Annotated in this window: 15 protein-coding genes and 1 pseudogene; 6 read left to right on the forward strand and 10 right to left on the reverse strand. The window is 63.3% G+C overall.

All coding sequences use genetic code 11. The features are described 5' to 3' along the window. Window positions 1–103: 103 nt before the first annotated feature. Window positions 104–2,626, forward strand: coding sequence for a PAS domain S-box protein (locus ACZ0AV_RS05905; RefSeq protein WP_499150182.1), 2,523 nt, complete (start codon window positions 104–106; stop codon window positions 2,624–2,626). A gap of 19 nt (window positions 2,627–2,645) precedes the next feature. Here ACZ0AV_RS05905 and ACZ0AV_RS05910 read toward each other — a convergent pair whose 3' ends face one another. Beyond that, complete coding sequence (locus ACZ0AV_RS05910) at window positions 2,646–2,888, reverse strand: hypothetical protein (RefSeq protein ID WP_499150183.1); 243 nt, start codon at window positions 2,886–2,888, stop codon at window positions 2,646–2,648. Between the two features lie 111 nt (window positions 2,889–2,999). Beyond that, window positions 3,000–3,269, reverse strand: coding sequence for a DUF1652 domain-containing protein (locus ACZ0AV_RS05915; protein ID WP_499153302.1), 270 nt, complete (start codon window positions 3,267–3,269; stop codon window positions 3,000–3,002). Between the two features lie 396 nt (window positions 3,270–3,665). Between ACZ0AV_RS05915 and ACZ0AV_RS05920 the strand changes: the two are divergent. Then, window positions 3,666–3,827: pseudogene (locus ACZ0AV_RS05920) on the forward strand (con-10 family general stress protein); the annotation flags it as partial. A gap of 405 nt (window positions 3,828–4,232) precedes the next feature. On the opposite strand, the gene ycaC reads toward ACZ0AV_RS05920, so the two are convergent. Further along, complete coding sequence (gene ycaC, locus ACZ0AV_RS05925; RefSeq protein ID WP_499150184.1) at window positions 4,233–4,865, reverse strand: isochorismate family cysteine hydrolase YcaC; 633 nt, start codon at window positions 4,863–4,865, stop codon at window positions 4,233–4,235. 269 nt (window positions 4,866–5,134) lie between these two features. Here ycaC and ACZ0AV_RS05930 point away from each other — a divergent pair, with 269 nt between their 5' ends. Together ACZ0AV_RS05930 and ACZ0AV_RS05935 are read left to right on the forward strand one after the other, a co-directional pair. Then, on the forward strand, window positions 5,135–5,539 hold the full coding sequence (locus ACZ0AV_RS05930) for a DoxX family protein (protein ID WP_499150185.1): 405 nt from the start codon (window positions 5,135–5,137) through the stop codon (window positions 5,537–5,539). Window positions 5,540–5,772: 233 nt separating this feature from the next. Further along, window positions 5,773–6,159: an NUDIX hydrolase gene (locus ACZ0AV_RS05935; RefSeq protein WP_499150186.1), complete on the forward strand. Its 387-nt coding sequence runs from the start codon at window positions 5,773–5,775 to the stop codon at window positions 6,157–6,159. A 229-nt stretch (window positions 6,160–6,388) separates the two neighbouring features. On the opposite strand, the gene ACZ0AV_RS05940 is transcribed toward ACZ0AV_RS05935, so the two are convergent. Continuing rightward, window positions 6,389–8,851 (reverse strand): PAS domain-containing protein, encoded by a 2,463-nt coding sequence (locus tag ACZ0AV_RS05940; protein WP_499150187.1) that lies wholly within the window; start codon window positions 8,849–8,851, stop codon window positions 6,389–6,391. A 138-nt stretch (window positions 8,852–8,989) separates the two neighbouring features. Continuing rightward, window positions 8,990–9,880, reverse strand: a complete 891-nt coding sequence (locus ACZ0AV_RS05945) for a LysR family transcriptional regulator (RefSeq protein ID WP_499150188.1) — start codon at window positions 9,878–9,880, stop codon at window positions 8,990–8,992. A gap of 104 nt (window positions 9,881–9,984) precedes the next feature. Here ACZ0AV_RS05945 and ACZ0AV_RS05950 point away from each other — a divergent pair, with 104 nt between their 5' ends. Next, the gene (locus ACZ0AV_RS05950) at window positions 9,985–10,905 is read left to right on the forward strand and encodes an NAD(P)-dependent oxidoreductase (protein WP_499150189.1); all 921 of its coding nucleotides are present in this window, start codon (window positions 9,985–9,987) and stop codon (window positions 10,903–10,905) included. A gap of 24 nt (window positions 10,906–10,929) precedes the next feature. Next, window positions 10,930–11,715: a 2-keto-4-pentenoate hydratase gene (locus ACZ0AV_RS05955; protein WP_499150190.1), complete on the forward strand. Its 786-nt coding sequence runs from the start codon at window positions 10,930–10,932 to the stop codon at window positions 11,713–11,715. Between the two features lie 54 nt (window positions 11,716–11,769). Here the strand turns inward: ACZ0AV_RS05955 and ACZ0AV_RS05960 are convergent, their stop codons facing one another. The 5 genes from ACZ0AV_RS05960 to ACZ0AV_RS05980 are packed head-to-tail and all read right to left on the reverse strand — an operon-like array spanning window position 11,770 to window position 16,341. Beyond that, window positions 11,770–13,713, reverse strand: a complete 1,944-nt coding sequence (locus ACZ0AV_RS05960) for a PAS domain-containing hybrid sensor histidine kinase/response regulator (RefSeq protein WP_499150191.1) — start codon at window positions 13,711–13,713, stop codon at window positions 11,770–11,772. Beyond that, a complete protein-coding gene (locus ACZ0AV_RS05965; RefSeq protein WP_499150192.1) occupies window positions 13,703–14,578 on the reverse strand; it encodes a sensor histidine kinase in 876 nt (291 codons plus the stop codon). Before ACZ0AV_RS05965 ends, ACZ0AV_RS05960 begins: the two co-directional genes overlap by 11 nt. Further along, a complete protein-coding gene (locus ACZ0AV_RS05970; RefSeq protein WP_499153303.1) occupies window positions 14,571–15,581 on the reverse strand; it encodes an ATP-binding protein in 1,011 nt (336 codons plus the stop codon). The genes ACZ0AV_RS05965 and ACZ0AV_RS05970 overlap by 8 nt, the downstream gene beginning before the upstream one ends. Then, window positions 15,578–15,982: an anti-sigma regulatory factor gene (locus tag ACZ0AV_RS05975; protein ID WP_499150193.1), complete on the reverse strand. Its 405-nt coding sequence runs from the start codon at window positions 15,980–15,982 to the stop codon at window positions 15,578–15,580. The genes ACZ0AV_RS05970 and ACZ0AV_RS05975 overlap by 4 nt, the downstream gene beginning before the upstream one ends. Beyond that, a complete protein-coding gene (locus ACZ0AV_RS05980) occupies window positions 15,979–16,341 on the reverse strand; it encodes an STAS domain-containing protein (RefSeq protein WP_499150194.1) in 363 nt (120 codons plus the stop codon). Before ACZ0AV_RS05980 ends, ACZ0AV_RS05975 begins: the two co-directional genes overlap by 4 nt. Between the last annotated feature and the right edge of the window lie 2 nt (window positions 16,342–16,343).

Here is a 16,343-nt window from a genome sequence, read left to right on the forward strand (position 1 = left end):
TTCGAAAAGCACTTAAACCGGTGGAACGCAACGGCGCTTTTGCACCTCATAAAGGCATGACCCGCCTGACTTTTTTCAATAATTACGCGCTCGCCTCGATGATATGGACCCACTAACCAACACCGCATCAGAAAACACCATTACTGAGCGCCTCGAGTTCCTGGCTAACGGCGGGAAAATCGCCGACTTGCTGCAAAGCAGCGCCTTCACCCATTCGCCACTCGGTCCCCCCGCCAGTTGGTCGCCCAGCCTCAAGACCCTGATGGCTACCGTGCTGCCGGTTAAAGCCCAGATCGCGCTGTTCTGGGGCCCGGAATTCGTGGCCTTGTACAACGAAGCCTACGCCCCGAGCATCGGTGAAAAACATCCCCGGGCGCTCGGGCGGCCGGCCATCGAAAACTGGTCGGAACTGTGGGACGACCTGGAACCGCTGCTACGGGGCGTACGGGAAACCGGGGAAACGTTCTCGGCGAAGGACCGGCCTTTCTACATCGAGCGCCATGGCTGCGGTGAAACCGTCTACTTCGATGTGTCCTATTCGGCCGTGCGCGAAGCGGACGGCTCGGTTGGCGGCGTGCTCTGCGTGGTTACCGAAACTACGCAGCGCGTGCAGTTCGAGCGTCGCCAGGCCTTCCTGCTCGAACTCAGCCAGGCGCTGCCTTCGATCACCGAACCCGACAAACTCACCGCCCTCGTGCTACGCAGGCTGGCCGAGGAGCTGGATGTGAGGCGGGTGTTCTTCGCCGAGCACCACGCTGGCGACGCGACGCTGAGCGTGCAGCAAAGTTACCCGCCGGCCCCCGCCGGCAATCCGGTGCTGCCCCCTTACACGCCGGTTGAAACCGAGCGCCTGCTGGCTGGCCAGCCCCTGTCAGGCATGGCGGGCAATAGTGACCTTGGTACGCTGCACTTTCCCGTTCTGCGCCATGGCGCATTGGAAGCCGTGTTGGTGATCGAGTACCGCGCCGCCCACCCGCTCTCGGCATTCGCCACGCACCTGGCTGAAGAAACCGCCAAGCTGGCCTGGGGCTGGATCACCCATGCACGCGCCGAAGTCGCGCTGCGTGCGAGTTCTGCGCAGCTTTCGGCGATGTTCGATCAGGCGGGCGCAGGCATCGCGGTGTACGACGATGCGTGGTCGCTCACGCGGGTGAATGACCGCTACTGCGAAATTGTCGGGCGCAGCCGCGCGGAACTACTGGGCCGCGGTCTTGGCGAGTTGGATCCGGCGGGCGATATCAGCGAGTGCGAGCACAGCCTGCGGCGCGGCCAACCGTTCGAGAATATCCACCGCCTGAACCGCCCAGACGGCAGTAGCGTGTGGCTGCAGAACCACATGACCCCGCTGCTGAGCGAACAGCGCACCGTTATCGGGATGATCGGCGTGTGCGTGGACATCAGCGAACGCATGCAGGCCGAGGCCGAACTGCGCGAGCTCAACGAGGGCCTCGAAGATCGCGTCGCCACCATGATCGCCCAGCGCGAGGCAGCGGTGGCGCAGCTCCACGAAGCCCACAAGATGGAGATGGTCGGCCAACTCACCGGCGGCATCGCCCACGACTTCAACAACCTGCTGACACCCATCATGGCGTCGCTGGAGCTGATTCGCAGGCGCCTGCCGGATGAGCGCTACATCAAACTGATCGACGGCGCGCTGCAGGCTGCCGATCGCGCCCGCATTCTGGTGGGGCGCCTGCTGACCTTCGCCCGGCGGCAAACCCTGAAACCCCAGGCCGTTGCGCTGGCGACCCTGATCGGCGAGATGCGCGACCTGATCCAGCGTTCGCTCGGACCGATGACCGAAGTGCTCATCGATATTCGCCACGATCTGCCCACGGTATTCATCGACCCGCACCAGTTGGAACTGGCCCTGCTCAATCTGGCGGTCAACGCGCGCGACGCCATGGACGAAGGTGGACGATTGAAGATCGTCGCCGAGCTGAACGAACTGGAAGAAGACGCCGTAAGCGGCCTCAGCGGCGGCCAGTACGTGCACCTGCTGGTGGTCGATACCGGCAGCGGCATGGAGGAAGAAACCTTGCGCCGCTGCGTTGAGCCCTTCTACTCCACCAAGGGCGTCGGCAAGGGCACAGGCCTCGGGTTGTCGATGGTGCAAGGCTTGCTGATGCAATCGGGCGGCGGCTTCGGTATTGCCTCTGCTCCGGGCCAGGGCACGCGCGTCAGCCTGTGGCTGCCGACTACCGATGCGCCAGCCGTATGTGAACATACCGACATCAGTGAGGAAGTGCCGCTGGCACCGCGGCCCCTTCACATTCTGCTGGTCGACGATGAAGGCCTGGTCCGGGAAACTACCAGCCTGCAATTGCACGACCTCGGCTACCAGGTTACCGAGGCCGACTCGGCCGCCGCCGCGCTGGCGCTGATCGAGCAGGGCCTGACGCCCGATGCGCTGGTCACCGATCACATCATGGAAAACAAGACGGGAGCTCAGCTGGCACAGGAACTGCGCCAGCGAATGCCCGCGCTGCCCGTGCTGATCATCACCGGCTACGCCAACCTGACGCCGATGCAAATCAGCAATTTCGAAGTGCTGGCCAAGCCGTTCCGTCGACGCGACATCGCCATCCGTCTCGCCCAGATGTTCAACATCGCCGGGCCTCCCTGACAGAGGCCCGACGTCGCGATCAGGCGCCTTCCAGGCCCTGTTTGAAGCTCAGCGGTCCCACCTTGACGGTGGTGCCGCCGAGCCGGTCGACCAGTGAGGGCGGCGTTTCATCGGAGAGTTCCACAACGTGCCCCCCGGTATCGGCATCGGGGTAATCGTCGATGACCCACTGCTCGACGTCCTCGCGGCTGATGCCAAGCGCCTCGGCGAGAACGCCGCTGCGTTGCTCGGCCCATAAGGTCTCCATTTGATCGCTATTCATTCGTTTACCTCGTCTGAGAGAAGGACATTTGGTACTGCCGTGCCTGGAACCTGTTGAGGTGTCAGCGCAAGCCGCAGTGCGCGGTGGTGCTTGAGGTCAACAGGCCCGGATCTAGATGAAACTGTCGTTGCCACGCTGCTGCTGGCCTGGGTAATGGCTGTGGTTTTCCAGCTGGTGACGCAGGCTCAGCACCAGCTGCGAAATGCTTCGTGAGCTGGAGAGCTCCGAGCGATCGATTCCTGTGACGTCCAGCAGCACGTGGCCGCTTTCAGGAGAACGGATTTGAATGGCGACGGTGTCACCCGCCTCGATGGTGCATCGGCAGTGCAGGGGCAAGAAGGCAGATTCGATGATTTGCCTCTGTTCCAAAATCGACATCATCACAGCACACCTCGATTCAGTGGCTTTCGTTATGGGCGAGCACAAAAAGTGCTCTCTTCTGCGCTGCGATAACGAAGCGTTCCGCCCCCTCGATACTCAACGCACGAGAACGGGGCATGCATCAGCGATGCCAAATCGAACGCGGCTGAAACCCCAGAAGTTAGTTGAATTCACAGTGCAGATTGCACTGCAAACGGCGAACCCCATGGCGTTTTGCACGCCACTACTCGCCAGCTCATGCAATCAAAATGATCTTATTTCAATATGACGAATACCACTTATCGGCATCGCTCTTATAACGCTCGAACTAATCACACCGTCTTTGCTTCGTACTTCATGAGGCCCAGCCTTACCCACCATTTAACGAGGAATAAAAACATGGCTCACAGTAATCCTGGCAACTTTGCCAATGATCGTCAGAAAGCATCCGAGGCTGGTCGTAAAGGAGGTAAGCAAAGTGGCGGAAACTTTGCGAATGATCGTCAGAAAGCTGCAGAAGCGGGGCGCAAGGGCGGCCAGAACAGCCACGGTGGTGGTGGCGGCAAGCGTGCCTCTTGAGTAACCCCTCCCGCAAGGCCAGGCGTCTGCAGGGCCTTGCTTTTCAATTGGCACCGGTGCCAACAGGCTCTTCCAGGATTACCTTCTTACCGCCTTTCTATCTCACGATTGGCAGATGGCTTGGCCAGCATCCAAACAACGGTGAAGGCCGTTTACGTTTCTTGCACAAGAACTTATACGCCAGTGAAAGTTGCACAACCCACCCACATCCCACGGACAATCTCAAACCAGGAGATTGACCGATATACTGCGCGCACTTATACGCACAACAGCGATGTACAACGTTATGCCACGCTGTACAGAAGTACACGACAGGTGTCTGCCTATTTGGGCTTTACCGTACATTTAATATGCACACGGAAAAAACAGGATCGTTTAAATCCTGTTTCCCCTATCAGCTGAGGTTTATTTACCGCCGGTCAGCGCGTTGTAGCTGGTCATCAGGTTGCGGTAGTCGGGGATATGGTCAGAACAGATTTTCGCCAGCCCTTCCACATCATTGCGCCAGTCGCGGTGCAGCTCGCAGGCCACGCCGAACCAGTTCATCAGTTGCGCACCGGCTTTCGACATGCGGTTCCAGGCGGCATCACGGGTGATCGGGTTGAACGTGCCCGAGGCGTCAGTCACCACGAACACATCGAAGCCCTCTTCCAGCGCCGAGAGCGCCGGGAACGCCACGCAGACTTCGGTCACAACGCCGGCGATGATCAGCTGCTTCTTGCCGGTGGCCTTGATCGCCTTGACGAAATCCTCGTTGTCCCAGGCGTTGATCTGGCCAGGGCGCGCAATGTATGGCGCGTCCGGGAACATCTCCTTGAGCTCGGGGACCAGCGGGCCGTTGGGGCCGGTTTCGAAGCTGGTGGTGAGGATGGTCGGCAGGTTGAAGAACTTGGCCAGGTCAGCCAGGGCCAGCACGTTGTTCTTGAATTTGTCCGGCTCGATATCGCGCACCAGGGAAAGCAGGCCGGCCTGGTGATCGACCAGCAGAACGGCAGCGTTGTCTTTGTCCAGGCGATTGTAGGTGAAGGAAGTGGTCATGGCGCGGTCCTCGATTTCAGTGGGCTGCCGAGTCGTTCGGCTGAAGTTGGTTGGTGTCGTGCAGTTGTCGCTGCATGTGGTAAAGATTAAATTCGACACCCTTCTCGCACCAGATGGCAAAAATCGTCTACAGCGTTCTATTTAAAGAACGATCAAAACGCAGCGCCCACGCTTTTTGGAGATACCCGCCCAAAAGCCCGCACAGCGATCCAAGACGACGCCTTGCGGGCAGCTCACAGTAGCGGTTCTTATCTGACTGGAGATTTCTCATGCACGCAGCCAACCCGGCCCGTGATCGCAGCGACTGGGCGCTGCTTTTTCTTCGCATCAGCGGTTGCTTGCTGCTGCTGAGCATCCACGGCCTGCCGAAACTGCTGAACATGCAGGCTGAACTCGCCATGATCGAGGACCCGCTGGGCCTGGGGCCGGCGGTTACGCTTTGCCTGGCCATATTCGCTGAAGTGCTGTGTCCGCTGCTGATCATCCTTGGTCCGTTCACGCGCCTCGCCACCCTGCCGATCCTGGCGGTGCTGCTGGTATCGCTGGCACTCGTGCATCCCGAATGGAGCCTGGCCGAAGGCCAGTTCGCCTGGTTGCTGGCGGCCATCTTCACCACGCTGCTGATCAGCGGCCCCGGCCGGCTGGCCTTTGGCAGGCGTCTGCCGTTTCAGTAACCGCAATCCAGGCTCGAATCATGCGGGTCCAGGTTCAGGATATGGCCCGCGTGCCGATACCCATACAGGCCTGCCGGGCAAGCTGCCCGGCCTGAACACGATAACCATCGCGCGCTTCCACCCGTCGGTTATCGATGGCGCAGCAGGTCAACCCGTTCGCTGGTCATAAAAGGCGAACTTTACGCCGTTACAGTGCCCTTTATTACTAGAAACAATTTGAAGCACGGTAACCCATGATCAAATCCGCAAAGCACCGCGCCACCGTGATTTGTCACCGGCAGGACAAGGTACTGCTGGTGCGCAAAGCCCAGGCGAAATGGACCTTGCCCGGTGGCAAGATCGAAGCGAACGAAGGCCCGGCGCAAGCTGCGCTGCGTGAACTCTGCGAGGAAACCGGGCTGGATACCGAAGCCCTCGAGTTCCTGGCCCTGCACCAATTCGATAGCCGCCCGCACCATGTCTTCCGCGCCACCGTGCCGGATTCGCTGCACGCCAAGCCGCAAAACGAAATAGCCGACTGCCGGTGGTTTTCCCCTGTCGACCTGGACAAGGCGGTAAAGAAAGACTCGCGCAAGCTGCTCGCGCTGTACTTCGGCGAAAAACACCCCGAGCAAGCCTGACCCTGCATAGGTACGGCGCCCACCTTGCGGCCAGGAGTGGCCCAAGCACCGCCGGGCAGCACCCGTGCAATGCCCGTCAGATAGCTCGTCGTGTCACACGGGGCGACGCTGTCACAGCGTATGGATACGCCATGCGCGCAGGAACCGATTTCGATCACTGGCTGCCAGGGGTTGCCCTCGATAAGCAACGCCCTGGCCGAGGACTGCTGCAGCAGCCCGGCGAACGTGGTCAGTCCGACCGGTCGTCGGTGAGCATCTCGCGGATGCGGCTGGCCACCGTTTCCATCGTGAAGGGTTTGGTCAGCAGGCGCATGCCCGGTTGCAGGCGCCCGTTGCCAATCACCGAGCTTTCCGCATACCCGGTGATGAACAGCACTTTCAAGCAAGGCCGTTCGACCCGTGCCAGTTCGGCAAGCTGGCGACCGTTCATGCCGCCCGGCAGGCCGACGTCGGTGACCAGCAGGTCCACGCGAACGCCGGATTGCAGGATCTTCAACCCCTCGGCGCCATCACCGGCTTCAAGCGTGGTGTAGCCCAGGTCCTCGAGCACCTCGACCACCAGCATGCGGATCGCCGGTTCGTCATCGACCACCATGATGGTTTCACGCAAGTCGGTGCGCGCGTTGCCCGGCTGGCGGGTGGGCTCGGCCTCTTCTGCATCGACGTCGTGGTGGCGCGGCAGGTAAAGGCACATGGTGGTGCCCTGCCCCAATGAGGAATCGATGCATACCTGCCCGCCGGACTGGCGCACGAACCCATAGACCATCGACAGGCCCAGCCCCGTGCCCTCGCCCATGGGCTTGGTGGTGAAGAACGGCTCGAAGGCGTGTTCGACGACTTCTTCGGTCATTCCGGTGCCGGTGTCGGTGACGCGCAGCGACACGTACTGGCCAGGCGGTACGTTGCGTCCGTCCGAGGTGGACTCGTCGATCTCGGCATTGTCGGTCTCGATGGACAGGCGACCGCCACCGGGCATTGCATCACGGGCATTGAGGCACAGGTTGAGCAGCGCGTTTTCCAGCTGTGAGCCGTCGATGAAGCTTGACCACAGCTGCGCGGCGAGCACTACTTCGGTGGTGATGTGCGGGCCGACGCTACGGCGCACCAGCTCCTCCATGCCGAGTACCAGGCGGTTGACATGGGTCGGTTTCGGATCGAGGGTTTGCCGACGTGAGAACGCCAGCAATCGATGGGTAAGCGCCGAGGCGCGGCGCGCAGCACCCTGCGCAGAGCTGACGTAGCGCTCGATATCGCCCAGGCGGCCCTGGTTCAAGCGCATCTGCAGCAACTCCAGCGAGCCGCTGATGCCTGTCAGCAGGTTGTTGAAATCGTGGGCGATACCGCCGGTCAACTGGCCCACCGCCTCCATCTTCTGTGACTGGCGCAGCGCGTCCTCGACCATGCTCAGGCGCTGCTGCTCGTGCAGGCGTTCGGTGATGTCATAAACGAACTGATAGGCGCCGATCTGCCTACCCTCGGCGTCATTCAACCGGCTGAAATGCATTTCGTAATGGCGGGTGCCACCGGCAGTGTCGAACGGCACGACCACCTCGAACTCCTCGCCATCGAGCGCCCGCGTCCAGGGCGCGAGCACCGTCTGCAGGTTCTCCGGTTGCGCGTGGAGGATGTCCTTCACGCTGTCGCCGATCTGCGGGCACACACCGAACACTCGTTCGAACTCGCGCATGCCCGAGCCGTTGATGGCGATCCAGCGGTATTCGAAGTCCATGATGAAAATCAGCGCATCGGCGCTGTCCACTACCCTGGCCAGCACCCGTCGCGCTTCATTGGCGTCGCGCACACGTATCTCCAGGGTCTCGTTGAGCTGACGCAACGACTCCTCGACCTGCTTGCGCTGGGTGATGTCCTGAAACAGCACCGCCACCTGCTTGCGGCTGGCCGGGCCGACGCGGAACGCGCTGATTTCCAGGTGGCGCCCGGTGGCGATCAGCTCCTGCTCGAAGCGAATCGATTCGCCGGTGTGCAGCACATGGGCATAGCGTGCGACCCAACTGTCGGCCTCTTCACCAACCATCTCGCGCAGTGTCTGACCGACCACGTTGCGGATGCCGGCATGCTCGGCATACGCCGGGTTGGCTTCGATGTGGAGGTAATCGCTGAGCGGCCCATGGGGGCCGTCGAAGAACTCGATGACGCAGAAACCTTCGTCCATGGTGTTGAACAGAAACGCGTAGCGCTCGCGCTCCTGAGCAAAGGCGGTCTCGACGCGGCGCTGCTCGGCGATATCGAGCTCCTGGACGAAGATGCCCTCCACGTGCCCCTGCGAGTCGAAGAGCGGCAAGTACAGAAAATCGCGCTGGTGGCCCGCCTCACCCGGCATCTGGAAATTACGCGCGCGTACGGCACGGCCGCGCCGGTAAGCTTCCTCCATCAGCTCGACGAAGCGCCTCTCGATACGACCGCCCAGCACTTCACGCACCGGACGGCCCTGCACATCGCCCAGTCCCAACGCGTGCTGGTAAGCCGCATTGAGGTGCTCGAAGCACAGCTGTTCACCGCGCAGCACGGCCATCGAGGCCGGCGACTGCTCGAAGATCTGCTGGAAGCGGCGCTCTCGATCCACCGTCCAACGCTCGCCCTCGAACACCGCCAGGCGGGCTTTGAGCCGGGCGTTTTCGTCTTCGAGCACTTGCAACCGCTGCCGAATCGCGTCGGCGTCATCAGGTATCACGATAAGAACCGGCAGGCAGGGAAAGGAGAGCGAAGCGAGCGCTATTGAAGCCTGTCGCGCGGCTTTTTGCTACTGCCGCAACCGGGTATTTGCGCCCTCGCCAGCATGCTGAAACGCCCGCATGGGGCGAGCAGGCCATCAGCCCGTGGGGGGCGTGAAAAATTCGACTTGCCGGGCGAATTCGACGAAGCGCCGGTTGGCCAATGACTGGTACTCATTGGCACGCCAGCACAATCGGAAGCTCATGGCTTGCGCCGGTTCGAACGGGACGCCGACGATCCCCGGCTCGCGCTGCTGCACCGAACGTAGCAAGGTGGAAATGCCCAGCCCGTCGCGCGTGGCGCGGGTGACCAGGGACACGAAATTGCTCTGCAGAGCAATGCGGTAGCTCACCCCGCCAGCGGCGCAGAAGGCGTCGAGCAGGTGGCGCTGCAGGAAGCTCTGGTCGAACACCACCATCTCGGCATCCTGCAGGCGCGCCGCCTCCAGGCAGGGCTCGCCGGCCAGCGCATGCCCGGGGTGCATGCACAGCACCATTTCATCGGTGCCCAGCAGTACCGACTCGCATGCGCTCGCCACGCGGCGCGACTCGAGCAGGGCAAGGTCGATCCGGCGCTCTTCAAGCAACCGGCCGATTTCGTCGGCACTGCCCTCGAATACGCTCATCACCACGCCGGGATGCGCCTGGCGAAAGGCACTGAGCAGCTCAGGCATGTAATTGATGCCGAACATGGGCGGCACCCCGAGGCGTATTTCGCCACGCTGCAGATCAGCCATGTCACTCAGTTCCTGCCGTGCCAGGTCCAGCTCCAGCAGCGCCCTGTCAACACGGGCCAGGAACACCTGGCCTTCGGCAGTCACGGTAACCTGCCGGCCGGCACGGTTGAACAGCACCACCCCCAGCTCATCCTCGAGGCGCGTCACTGCCATGCTCAAAGCGGGTTGTGCGATATGCATGGCCCGCGCGGCCTGGGTGAAGCTGCCCATCCGGGCGATTTCCAGGCAACACTTCAATGCCTTCAGATTCACGGCAGCCTCATAACAATTTGTGATTCAAGGAATCATAACAATATATTTTAGTTAAATAGCCCCACGTCCTAGCATGGCCGCTCTCACCTGCTTGGAGTGCCTGTATGCGTATCGCCTTTATCGGCCTGGGACAGATGGGGCGGCCGATGGCCATCAACCTGTTGCACGATCACCCCGGCCTGCTGGTCAGCTCCGCCAGTGGCCGCGCCTATGCCGAGCTGACGCGGTTGGGCGCCCACGCCACAGATGATCGTCGGTTGCTCGCCGGCTGCGAGCTGATCGTGCTGTCGCTGCCGGATGCGCGGACGATTCGCGACCTGTTGTTCGGCACAGACGGCCTCGCCCAGTGGATGCAGCCCGGCAGCACGGTGCTCGACACCAGCACCGTCGACTACCTGCAGACCCTGGAGATAGCCGGGCAACTGGCGGCAAGCGGGATTCGCTTCATGGACGCCCCGGTATCGGGCATGCCATCACGTGCGGCAGACGGCACGCTGACCGTCATGTGCGGCGCCAGCGACGCGCTCTTCGCCGAGGTGCAGCCCTACCTGCGGAGCATGGCGACCACCATCCGGCACATGGGTGACGTTGGCAGCGGCCAGCTGACCAAGCTGATCAATCAGCTCCTCTACGATATCAACTGCGCGGCGCTGGCGGAGATCATGCCGTTGGCGGTCAAGCTCGGTCTGGATGCCGAGAAGGTCAGTGCCGTGGTCAACAGCGGCACCGGCAGCAGCCACGCATCTCGCTACTTCCTGCCACACATATTGGCCGGCCGGTTCGACAGCGCTTATCCCCTCCAGCACGCCTACAAGGACCTGACCAGCGCAGCGCGCCTGAGCGCCGACCTGAGCATTCCCCTACCGCTGCTGTCGGCCGCCACGGCCATCTACCAGACCGCCCTGCTGCAAGGCCACGGCGGCCAGGACAAAGGCGCCATGATCAAAGTGTACGAGCAGTTGCTGGGCGTGACCTTTCGCGCCGCGGCTGCCGGGCCTGATGCTGCCTGCGCACGCCCTCACTGATGTCTCGACCTGCCGGAGCCCAGCATGCCACCGATACCTTTCGACCCTGCGGCCAGCGCCGCGCTGCTGCTGCACGCGTGGCGCAACGCCAGTTTGCTGGACAGCCTTCCTGCCCAACTGCGCCCAACGACCCTGCAGCAAGGCTATGACGTTCAGGACTGCCTGTTCAAGGCAGCCGGCGGCAGACGGGCTGGCTGGAAGCTCGGCGTCGGCAGCCCGGCAGCCCTGCGCGCCGCTCAGCTGTCGCGGCCACTGATCGGCCAACTGGACGCGGCACGCTGCCACGCCAGCGGCGCGATGCTGCAGCTGCCTGCCGAGGCGCCGCTGACCATCGAATGCGAGATCGCCTTCGTGCTGGCGCGCGATATCGAGCCACAGCCAAACCGCTCCGTGCAAGCCGAGGACATCCTCCATACCTGCCTGACCTTCGAGGTGGTGCGCTCGCGTTTCGTCGACCGCAAGCGCGTCGGCTGGCCAAGTTTCACCGCGGACAACGTGGGCTTCGAAGCGCTGGTCGTCAGCGCGCCATTCTGCGACGGGCTGGACCTGCACCTGCTGCAGCATCTGGCGCGCGACACCGTCGTGCAGCTGGATGGCCAGGGCAAGGCCGCTGTGCTTCGTGGCGACGCCGCCACCGATCCTCTCGCATCCCTCGCGGCGCTCTACGCCCACGCCGCCGAGCGCGGCGAAACCCTGCGCGCCGGCGACATCGTGTCCACCGGGGCGCTCTGCGAGCCATTCGACATCAGCGGCCGCGGCCACCGGCTTTCAGCGCAGGGTGCAGGTGGCGAAGTGTGCTGTTGGATCTGAACGCAGCCGCCTACCGAGATCCCCAGGACGGCCACGGTGGGCGATGGCGCCGGATCAGTGCTCGGGCAGGCAGCGGCGGACCTTCTCGAGCAGCTCGTTCATCTTGAACGGTTTGGTCAGCAGTTCCATGCCGCTGTCGAGGAACACCTGGCGGTTGATGGCGTTCTCTGCGTAGCCGGTCATGAACAGGACCGGCAGATCGGCGCGCAACGTGCGCGCAGCACCAGCCAGTTCGCGCCCGTTCATGCGTGGCAGGCCGACATCGGTCAGCAGCAGGTCGATCACCGCATCGCTTTGCAGGTGCGCGAGCGCGCTTTCGATGTCCTCGACCGGGGTGCAGCGATAACCGGCCTCTTCCAGCACCTCGGTCACGAAGGCGCGCACCGAGGCGACGTCTTCGACGATCAGCACCTGCTCACCGGCGCCCTGGAAATCGCCCTGTTCGGCCGCCGCGTAAAGCACCACCGGTTCACTGCTGGCCGGCAGCATGATGGTGACCTCGGTACCGCGCCGAGTCGCGCTGCGAATGCTCGCGTTGCCGCCCGACTGGCGAGCGAAGCCGTAGATGGTCGACAGTCCCAGGCCGGTGCCCTGGCCGACCGGCTTGGTGGTGAAGAACGGATCGAACACCTTGTCGATCAAGGCGTGGTCGATACCGCTGCCGTCGTCGCGCACCGACAGCGCGATGTAGGTGCCATTGGCCAGGTTCGGATCGCCACTGGAGTGGGCGGTATACGTATTCACCCAGATGTTGCCGCCGTGGGGCAGCGCATCGCGGGCGTTGATCACCAGGTTGAGTACGGCGCTCTCCAACTGGCTGGGGTCGACCAGCGCGACGGCCGGCTTGCCAGCCAGTTCGAGGGTCAGGGTGATCTGCTCACCAATGGTACGAACCAGCATGTCCTCGAGGGAACGTATCCGCTCGTTGACGTCCACGGCGCGGTTGTCCAGCGGCTGCTTGCGGGCGAAGGCCAGCAGGCGGTGCGTGAGCGCCGCGGCGCTCATGGCCGAGTTCAGCGCCGCATCGGCGTACAGCTGCACACGGTCCATGCGGCCATCGGCCACGCGCTTCTGGATCAGTTCCAGGCTGGTGATGATGCCGGTGAGCATGTTGTTGAAATCGTGGGCGATGCCGCCGGTGAGGTTGCCCAGGGCCTCCATCTTCTGGCCCTGCAGCAGCTGCGCTTCGGTACGGGCGCGCTCGGCGACCTCCTGAGCCAGCCGGCTGGTGGCGTCGTCCAGCTGGGCCAGGTGCTGACGCTCGCGGCGGCGGTGCTCGGTGACATCCTCGACGAACACCAGGCTCAGCTCGGGCATACGATACGGCGAGACCTGCCACTCGGTTTCCCGGGTTTCGCCCTGCACGCGCATGCTCAGCGAGCCCTTCCAGCGCTCGCCTGCCTTGAGCCGCAGGCGCAGCTCATCGAGCAACACGGCCTGGTCGCTGGCAAAGCACTCGTGCAGTGTCTGGGTGCCGCGGTTGTCCTGAATCAGCTGCGCGAAGGCGTGGTTGCACTCGTGCACGGTGAGGCTCGAATCGAGTACGCCAATTGGCGCGGAGACGTTGGCGAAGATTTCGCGAAAACGCGCTTCACTTTCGCGCAGGGCGCTCTCGGTATCACGCACACGCAGCAGGGTGCGCAGGGTCGCCAGCAACACATCGGGATCGACCGGGTGCACCAGATAGGCATCGGCACCGGCGTTCAGGCCGGTGATGATGTCGCCCGTCTGGATCGACGCCGCGGAGACGTGAATCACCGGCAACAGCGCCGTAAGCGGGTCGGCACGCAGGATGCGCACGATATCGAAACCGCTCATGTCCGGCAGGTTGACGTCGAGAATCAGCGCATCGAGCGACTCGCTGCCGATCAGCGCCAGGCCATCGGTGCCGGTGCCCGCCTCCAGCACCGTGTAGCCGTGACGCTCCAGGCGCCTGCGCAGCGCATAGCGGGTGGCGGTGTTGTCATCGACGATCAGCAAGCGGATGTCAGACTTCATCGGACGGCTCCGCGGCGATCGCGAGGGGGATGATCACGAAAAATACCGAGCCGACACCGGGCTCGCTTTCCATGCCCACTTCGCCACCCAGCAGTGCAGCGAAACGCTTGCACAGCGAGAGCCCCAGGCCGGTGCCGCGCAGGCGCTTCTGCAGCGGCGAGTCGACCTGTGAGAAATCCTCGAACAACGCGCCATGCAGCTCGGCGGCGATGCCGATGCCGGTATCGCTGACCGCGAAACGCACCCGGTCGGTGCCCTCCAGCCGCGCGGACACGCGCACTTCACCGCGGGTGGTGAATTTCAGCGAGTTGGCGATGAAGTTGCGCAGGATCTGCGCGAGCTTCTTGTCATCGGTGAACAGCCGTGGCAAGCCCACCGGCTCCTCGAAGATCAGGTCCACCGCGCTGGCATCGACGATCGGCCGGAACATGCCACGCAGCGCCGAAAACAGGTCGAACATATCGAACCAGGCGGGCGAAATGCTGATCCGCCCAGCCTCGATCTTGGCCAGGTCGAGCAGGTCGTCGACCATGTCGCTGAGCTCGCGCGCCGCGGTGCTGACGAACGCCACCTGACGATGCTGCTCGGGGCTCAGCGGGCCGTCGAGCTCATCGGTCAACAGGCTGGTGATGCTCAGGATCGAGCCCAGCGGCGTGCGGAACTCGTGGCTCATGTAGGACAGGAAGCGGCTCTTCAGGTCCGACGCTTCGCGCAGTTCCTCGGCCTGGGTATCAAGCTCGGCATACAGCGCCAGCACGCCCTGGTTGGTTTCATCGAGCTCGGCACGCAGCGCATCGGTTTCGCCTTGCAGCCGGGCGATAAGCGCAGCCTGCTGTTCATGGGTCAGGTTCACGGGCTCAGCCATGAGCGGCCTCCAAAGCGATGACCATGACCGTGACATCGTCACGGCCGCGGCAGAAGTCACGGTGCAGCACGGTGGCGATCACGGCAGGATGGCAGTGCACCAGGCCGGGGTAATCCTTCAGGCTCCAGCGCGACTGCAAGCCGTCACTGTGCAGAATCAACAACTGGCCCTGAGTCTGATCGTAGTCAAACGGCTGCGCCTTGCGGTATTGGCCGCCGACGATGCCCGGATGCGAGGCGAGGCCACGCGACTTTTCCGCAGTCACGAGGCTGGCGCTGATGTTACCTACACCGACGAAACGCAAGCTGCCAGTGTCGTGGCTCACCTGAGCGATGGCGGCGGCACCGCCACGGCTGCCGCTCATCGCGCGGTGCAGGTCTTCGAGCAGCATCAGCGGATCGCTGAAGGGCGCCAGGGCGAACGCGTCTGCGCCGGCCAGCGCCGCGTGCTCGGCCTCCTCGCCGTGACCCAGGCCATCGATCACCAGCGCGCTGAGACCACCGTCGTTCGCCGCCAGGCACCAGGCATCGCCGCACGCCGGGTCATCGTGCAGCGAGTGCTGGCTGACGCCGAAGCGCCAGTCTGGCTGCAGGTCCGTTCGCGGGTAGAAACGCGCCAGCAGCACGGCGCCGCGCGCGTCGGCATAGGCGTCGAACACCTGGGCCTGACGGGCGATGGCGCCCAGGCCGATGCCTTGCGTGCCGCCCGTGGAATAGCCATCGGCCAGGCAGGCGTTCAGGTCGAAGCCGCTGCCACGGTCTACCGCAAGCACTTCGATACCGCTACCGGCCGGGCGCGGCACCACGCGCAGGTGCAACTCGCCGCGCCCCGCATGCTTGAGCAGATTGCTCGCCAGTTCGGTGGTCACCAGGGCGACCCGACCGCTATCGCGCTCGTCGAAACCCTGCTGTTCGGCGAGTTTCTGCGCGGTGCGCCGGGCGTGGCCGACCTGGCTGGTGTCGTCGATGGGCAGCACTTGAGTCAGGCTGCCGCGGATAGTCATGTCCATCGAGTGATCGTGATTCGTGTGCCCTTGTCGGGTGCGGTATCCAGTTCGAATTCGTCGACCAGGCGCTTGGCGCCGGTCAATCCAAGGCCCAGTCCGTTGCCGGATGTCCAGCCGTCGGTCATTGCCAGCTTCAGATCGGGAATGCCAGGGCCTTCGTCGCGGAAGGTCAGGCGCAGGCCGACCCGTGCGCTGTCTTCGAGCACCTGCCAGTCCATGTCGCCACCGCCGCCATAGACCATGGTGTTGCGCGCCAGCTCGCTCACCGCGGTCACCAGCTTGGTCAAGTCGATCAACCGCATGCCGCACTCGGTGGCCAGTTTGCGCGCGGTCTGGCGCGCCAGTACCACGTCCTGCTCGATGTTGATCGGCTGAGTGCCGCTGCTGCGTACGATCATCGCCGGGCTACTCGCTCACGCAGCAGTTTCATACCGCGGTCGACGTTCAGCGCCGTGCTGACGCCTGGCAGCGTCATGCCCAGCTCCACCAGGGTAATCGCCACGGCCGGCTGCATGCCGACCAGCATGGTCTCGGCGTCCATGATCCGCGACAGCCCGGAGATGGTGCCGATCATCCGGCCGATGAACGAGTCGACCATGTCCAGGGCGGAAATATCGATCAGCACGCCGCGCGCCGAGGTCTTGCTGATCAGATCGGACAGGTCGTCCTGCAGCGTCATGGCAAGCTGGTCATGCATATCGACCTGAATGGTCACCAGCAGGAATTCGCCCATCCGTAAAATCGGAATGCGTTCCATGG

This window comes from Pseudomonas sp. AC532 (assembly GCF_979258965.1).

What these genes read in the sequence shown, in the direction of transcription:
- ACZ0AV_RS05960 (WP_499150191.1), bottom strand. Translation starts at nt 13,713, where the DNA reads ATGAAGTCTGACATCCGCTTGCTGATCGTCGATGACAACACCGCCACC.
- ACZ0AV_RS05930 (WP_499150185.1), top strand. Translation starts at nt 5,135, where the DNA reads ATGCACGCAGCCAACCCGGCCCGTGATCGCAGCGACTGGGCGCTGCTT.
- ACZ0AV_RS05955 (WP_499150190.1), top strand. Translation starts at nt 10,930, where the DNA reads ATGCCACCGATACCTTTCGACCCTGCGGCCAGCGCCGCGCTGCTGCTG.
- ACZ0AV_RS05905 (WP_499150182.1), top strand. Translation starts at nt 104, where the DNA reads ATGGACCCACTAACCAACACCGCATCAGAAAACACCATTACTGAGCGC.
- ACZ0AV_RS05975 (WP_499150193.1), bottom strand. Translation starts at nt 15,982, where the DNA reads ATGATCGTACGCAGCAGCGGCACTCAGCCGATCAACATCGAGCAGGAC.
- ACZ0AV_RS05915 (WP_499153302.1), bottom strand. Translation starts at nt 3,269, where the DNA reads ATGATGTCGATTTTGGAACAGAGGCAAATCATCGAATCTGCCTTCTTG.
- ACZ0AV_RS05910 (WP_499150183.1), bottom strand. Translation starts at nt 2,888, where the DNA reads ATGAATAGCGATCAAATGGAGACCTTATGGGCCGAGCAACGCAGCGGC.
- ACZ0AV_RS05980 (WP_499150194.1), bottom strand. Translation starts at nt 16,341, where the DNA reads ATGGAACGCATTCCGATTTTACGGATGGGCGAATTCCTGCTGGTGACC.
- ACZ0AV_RS05965 (WP_499150192.1), bottom strand. Translation starts at nt 14,578, where the DNA reads ATGGCTGAGCCCGTGAACCTGACCCATGAACAGCAGGCTGCGCTTATC.
- ycaC (WP_499150184.1), bottom strand. Translation starts at nt 4,865, where the DNA reads ATGACCACTTCCTTCACCTACAATCGCCTGGACAAAGACAACGCTGCC.
- ACZ0AV_RS05970 (WP_499153303.1), bottom strand. Translation starts at nt 15,581, where the DNA reads ATGACTATCCGCGGCAGCCTGACTCAAGTGCTGCCCATCGACGACACC.
- ACZ0AV_RS05935 (WP_499150186.1), top strand. Translation starts at nt 5,773, where the DNA reads ATGATCAAATCCGCAAAGCACCGCGCCACCGTGATTTGTCACCGGCAG.
- ACZ0AV_RS05950 (WP_499150189.1), top strand. Translation starts at nt 9,985, where the DNA reads ATGCGTATCGCCTTTATCGGCCTGGGACAGATGGGGCGGCCGATGGCC.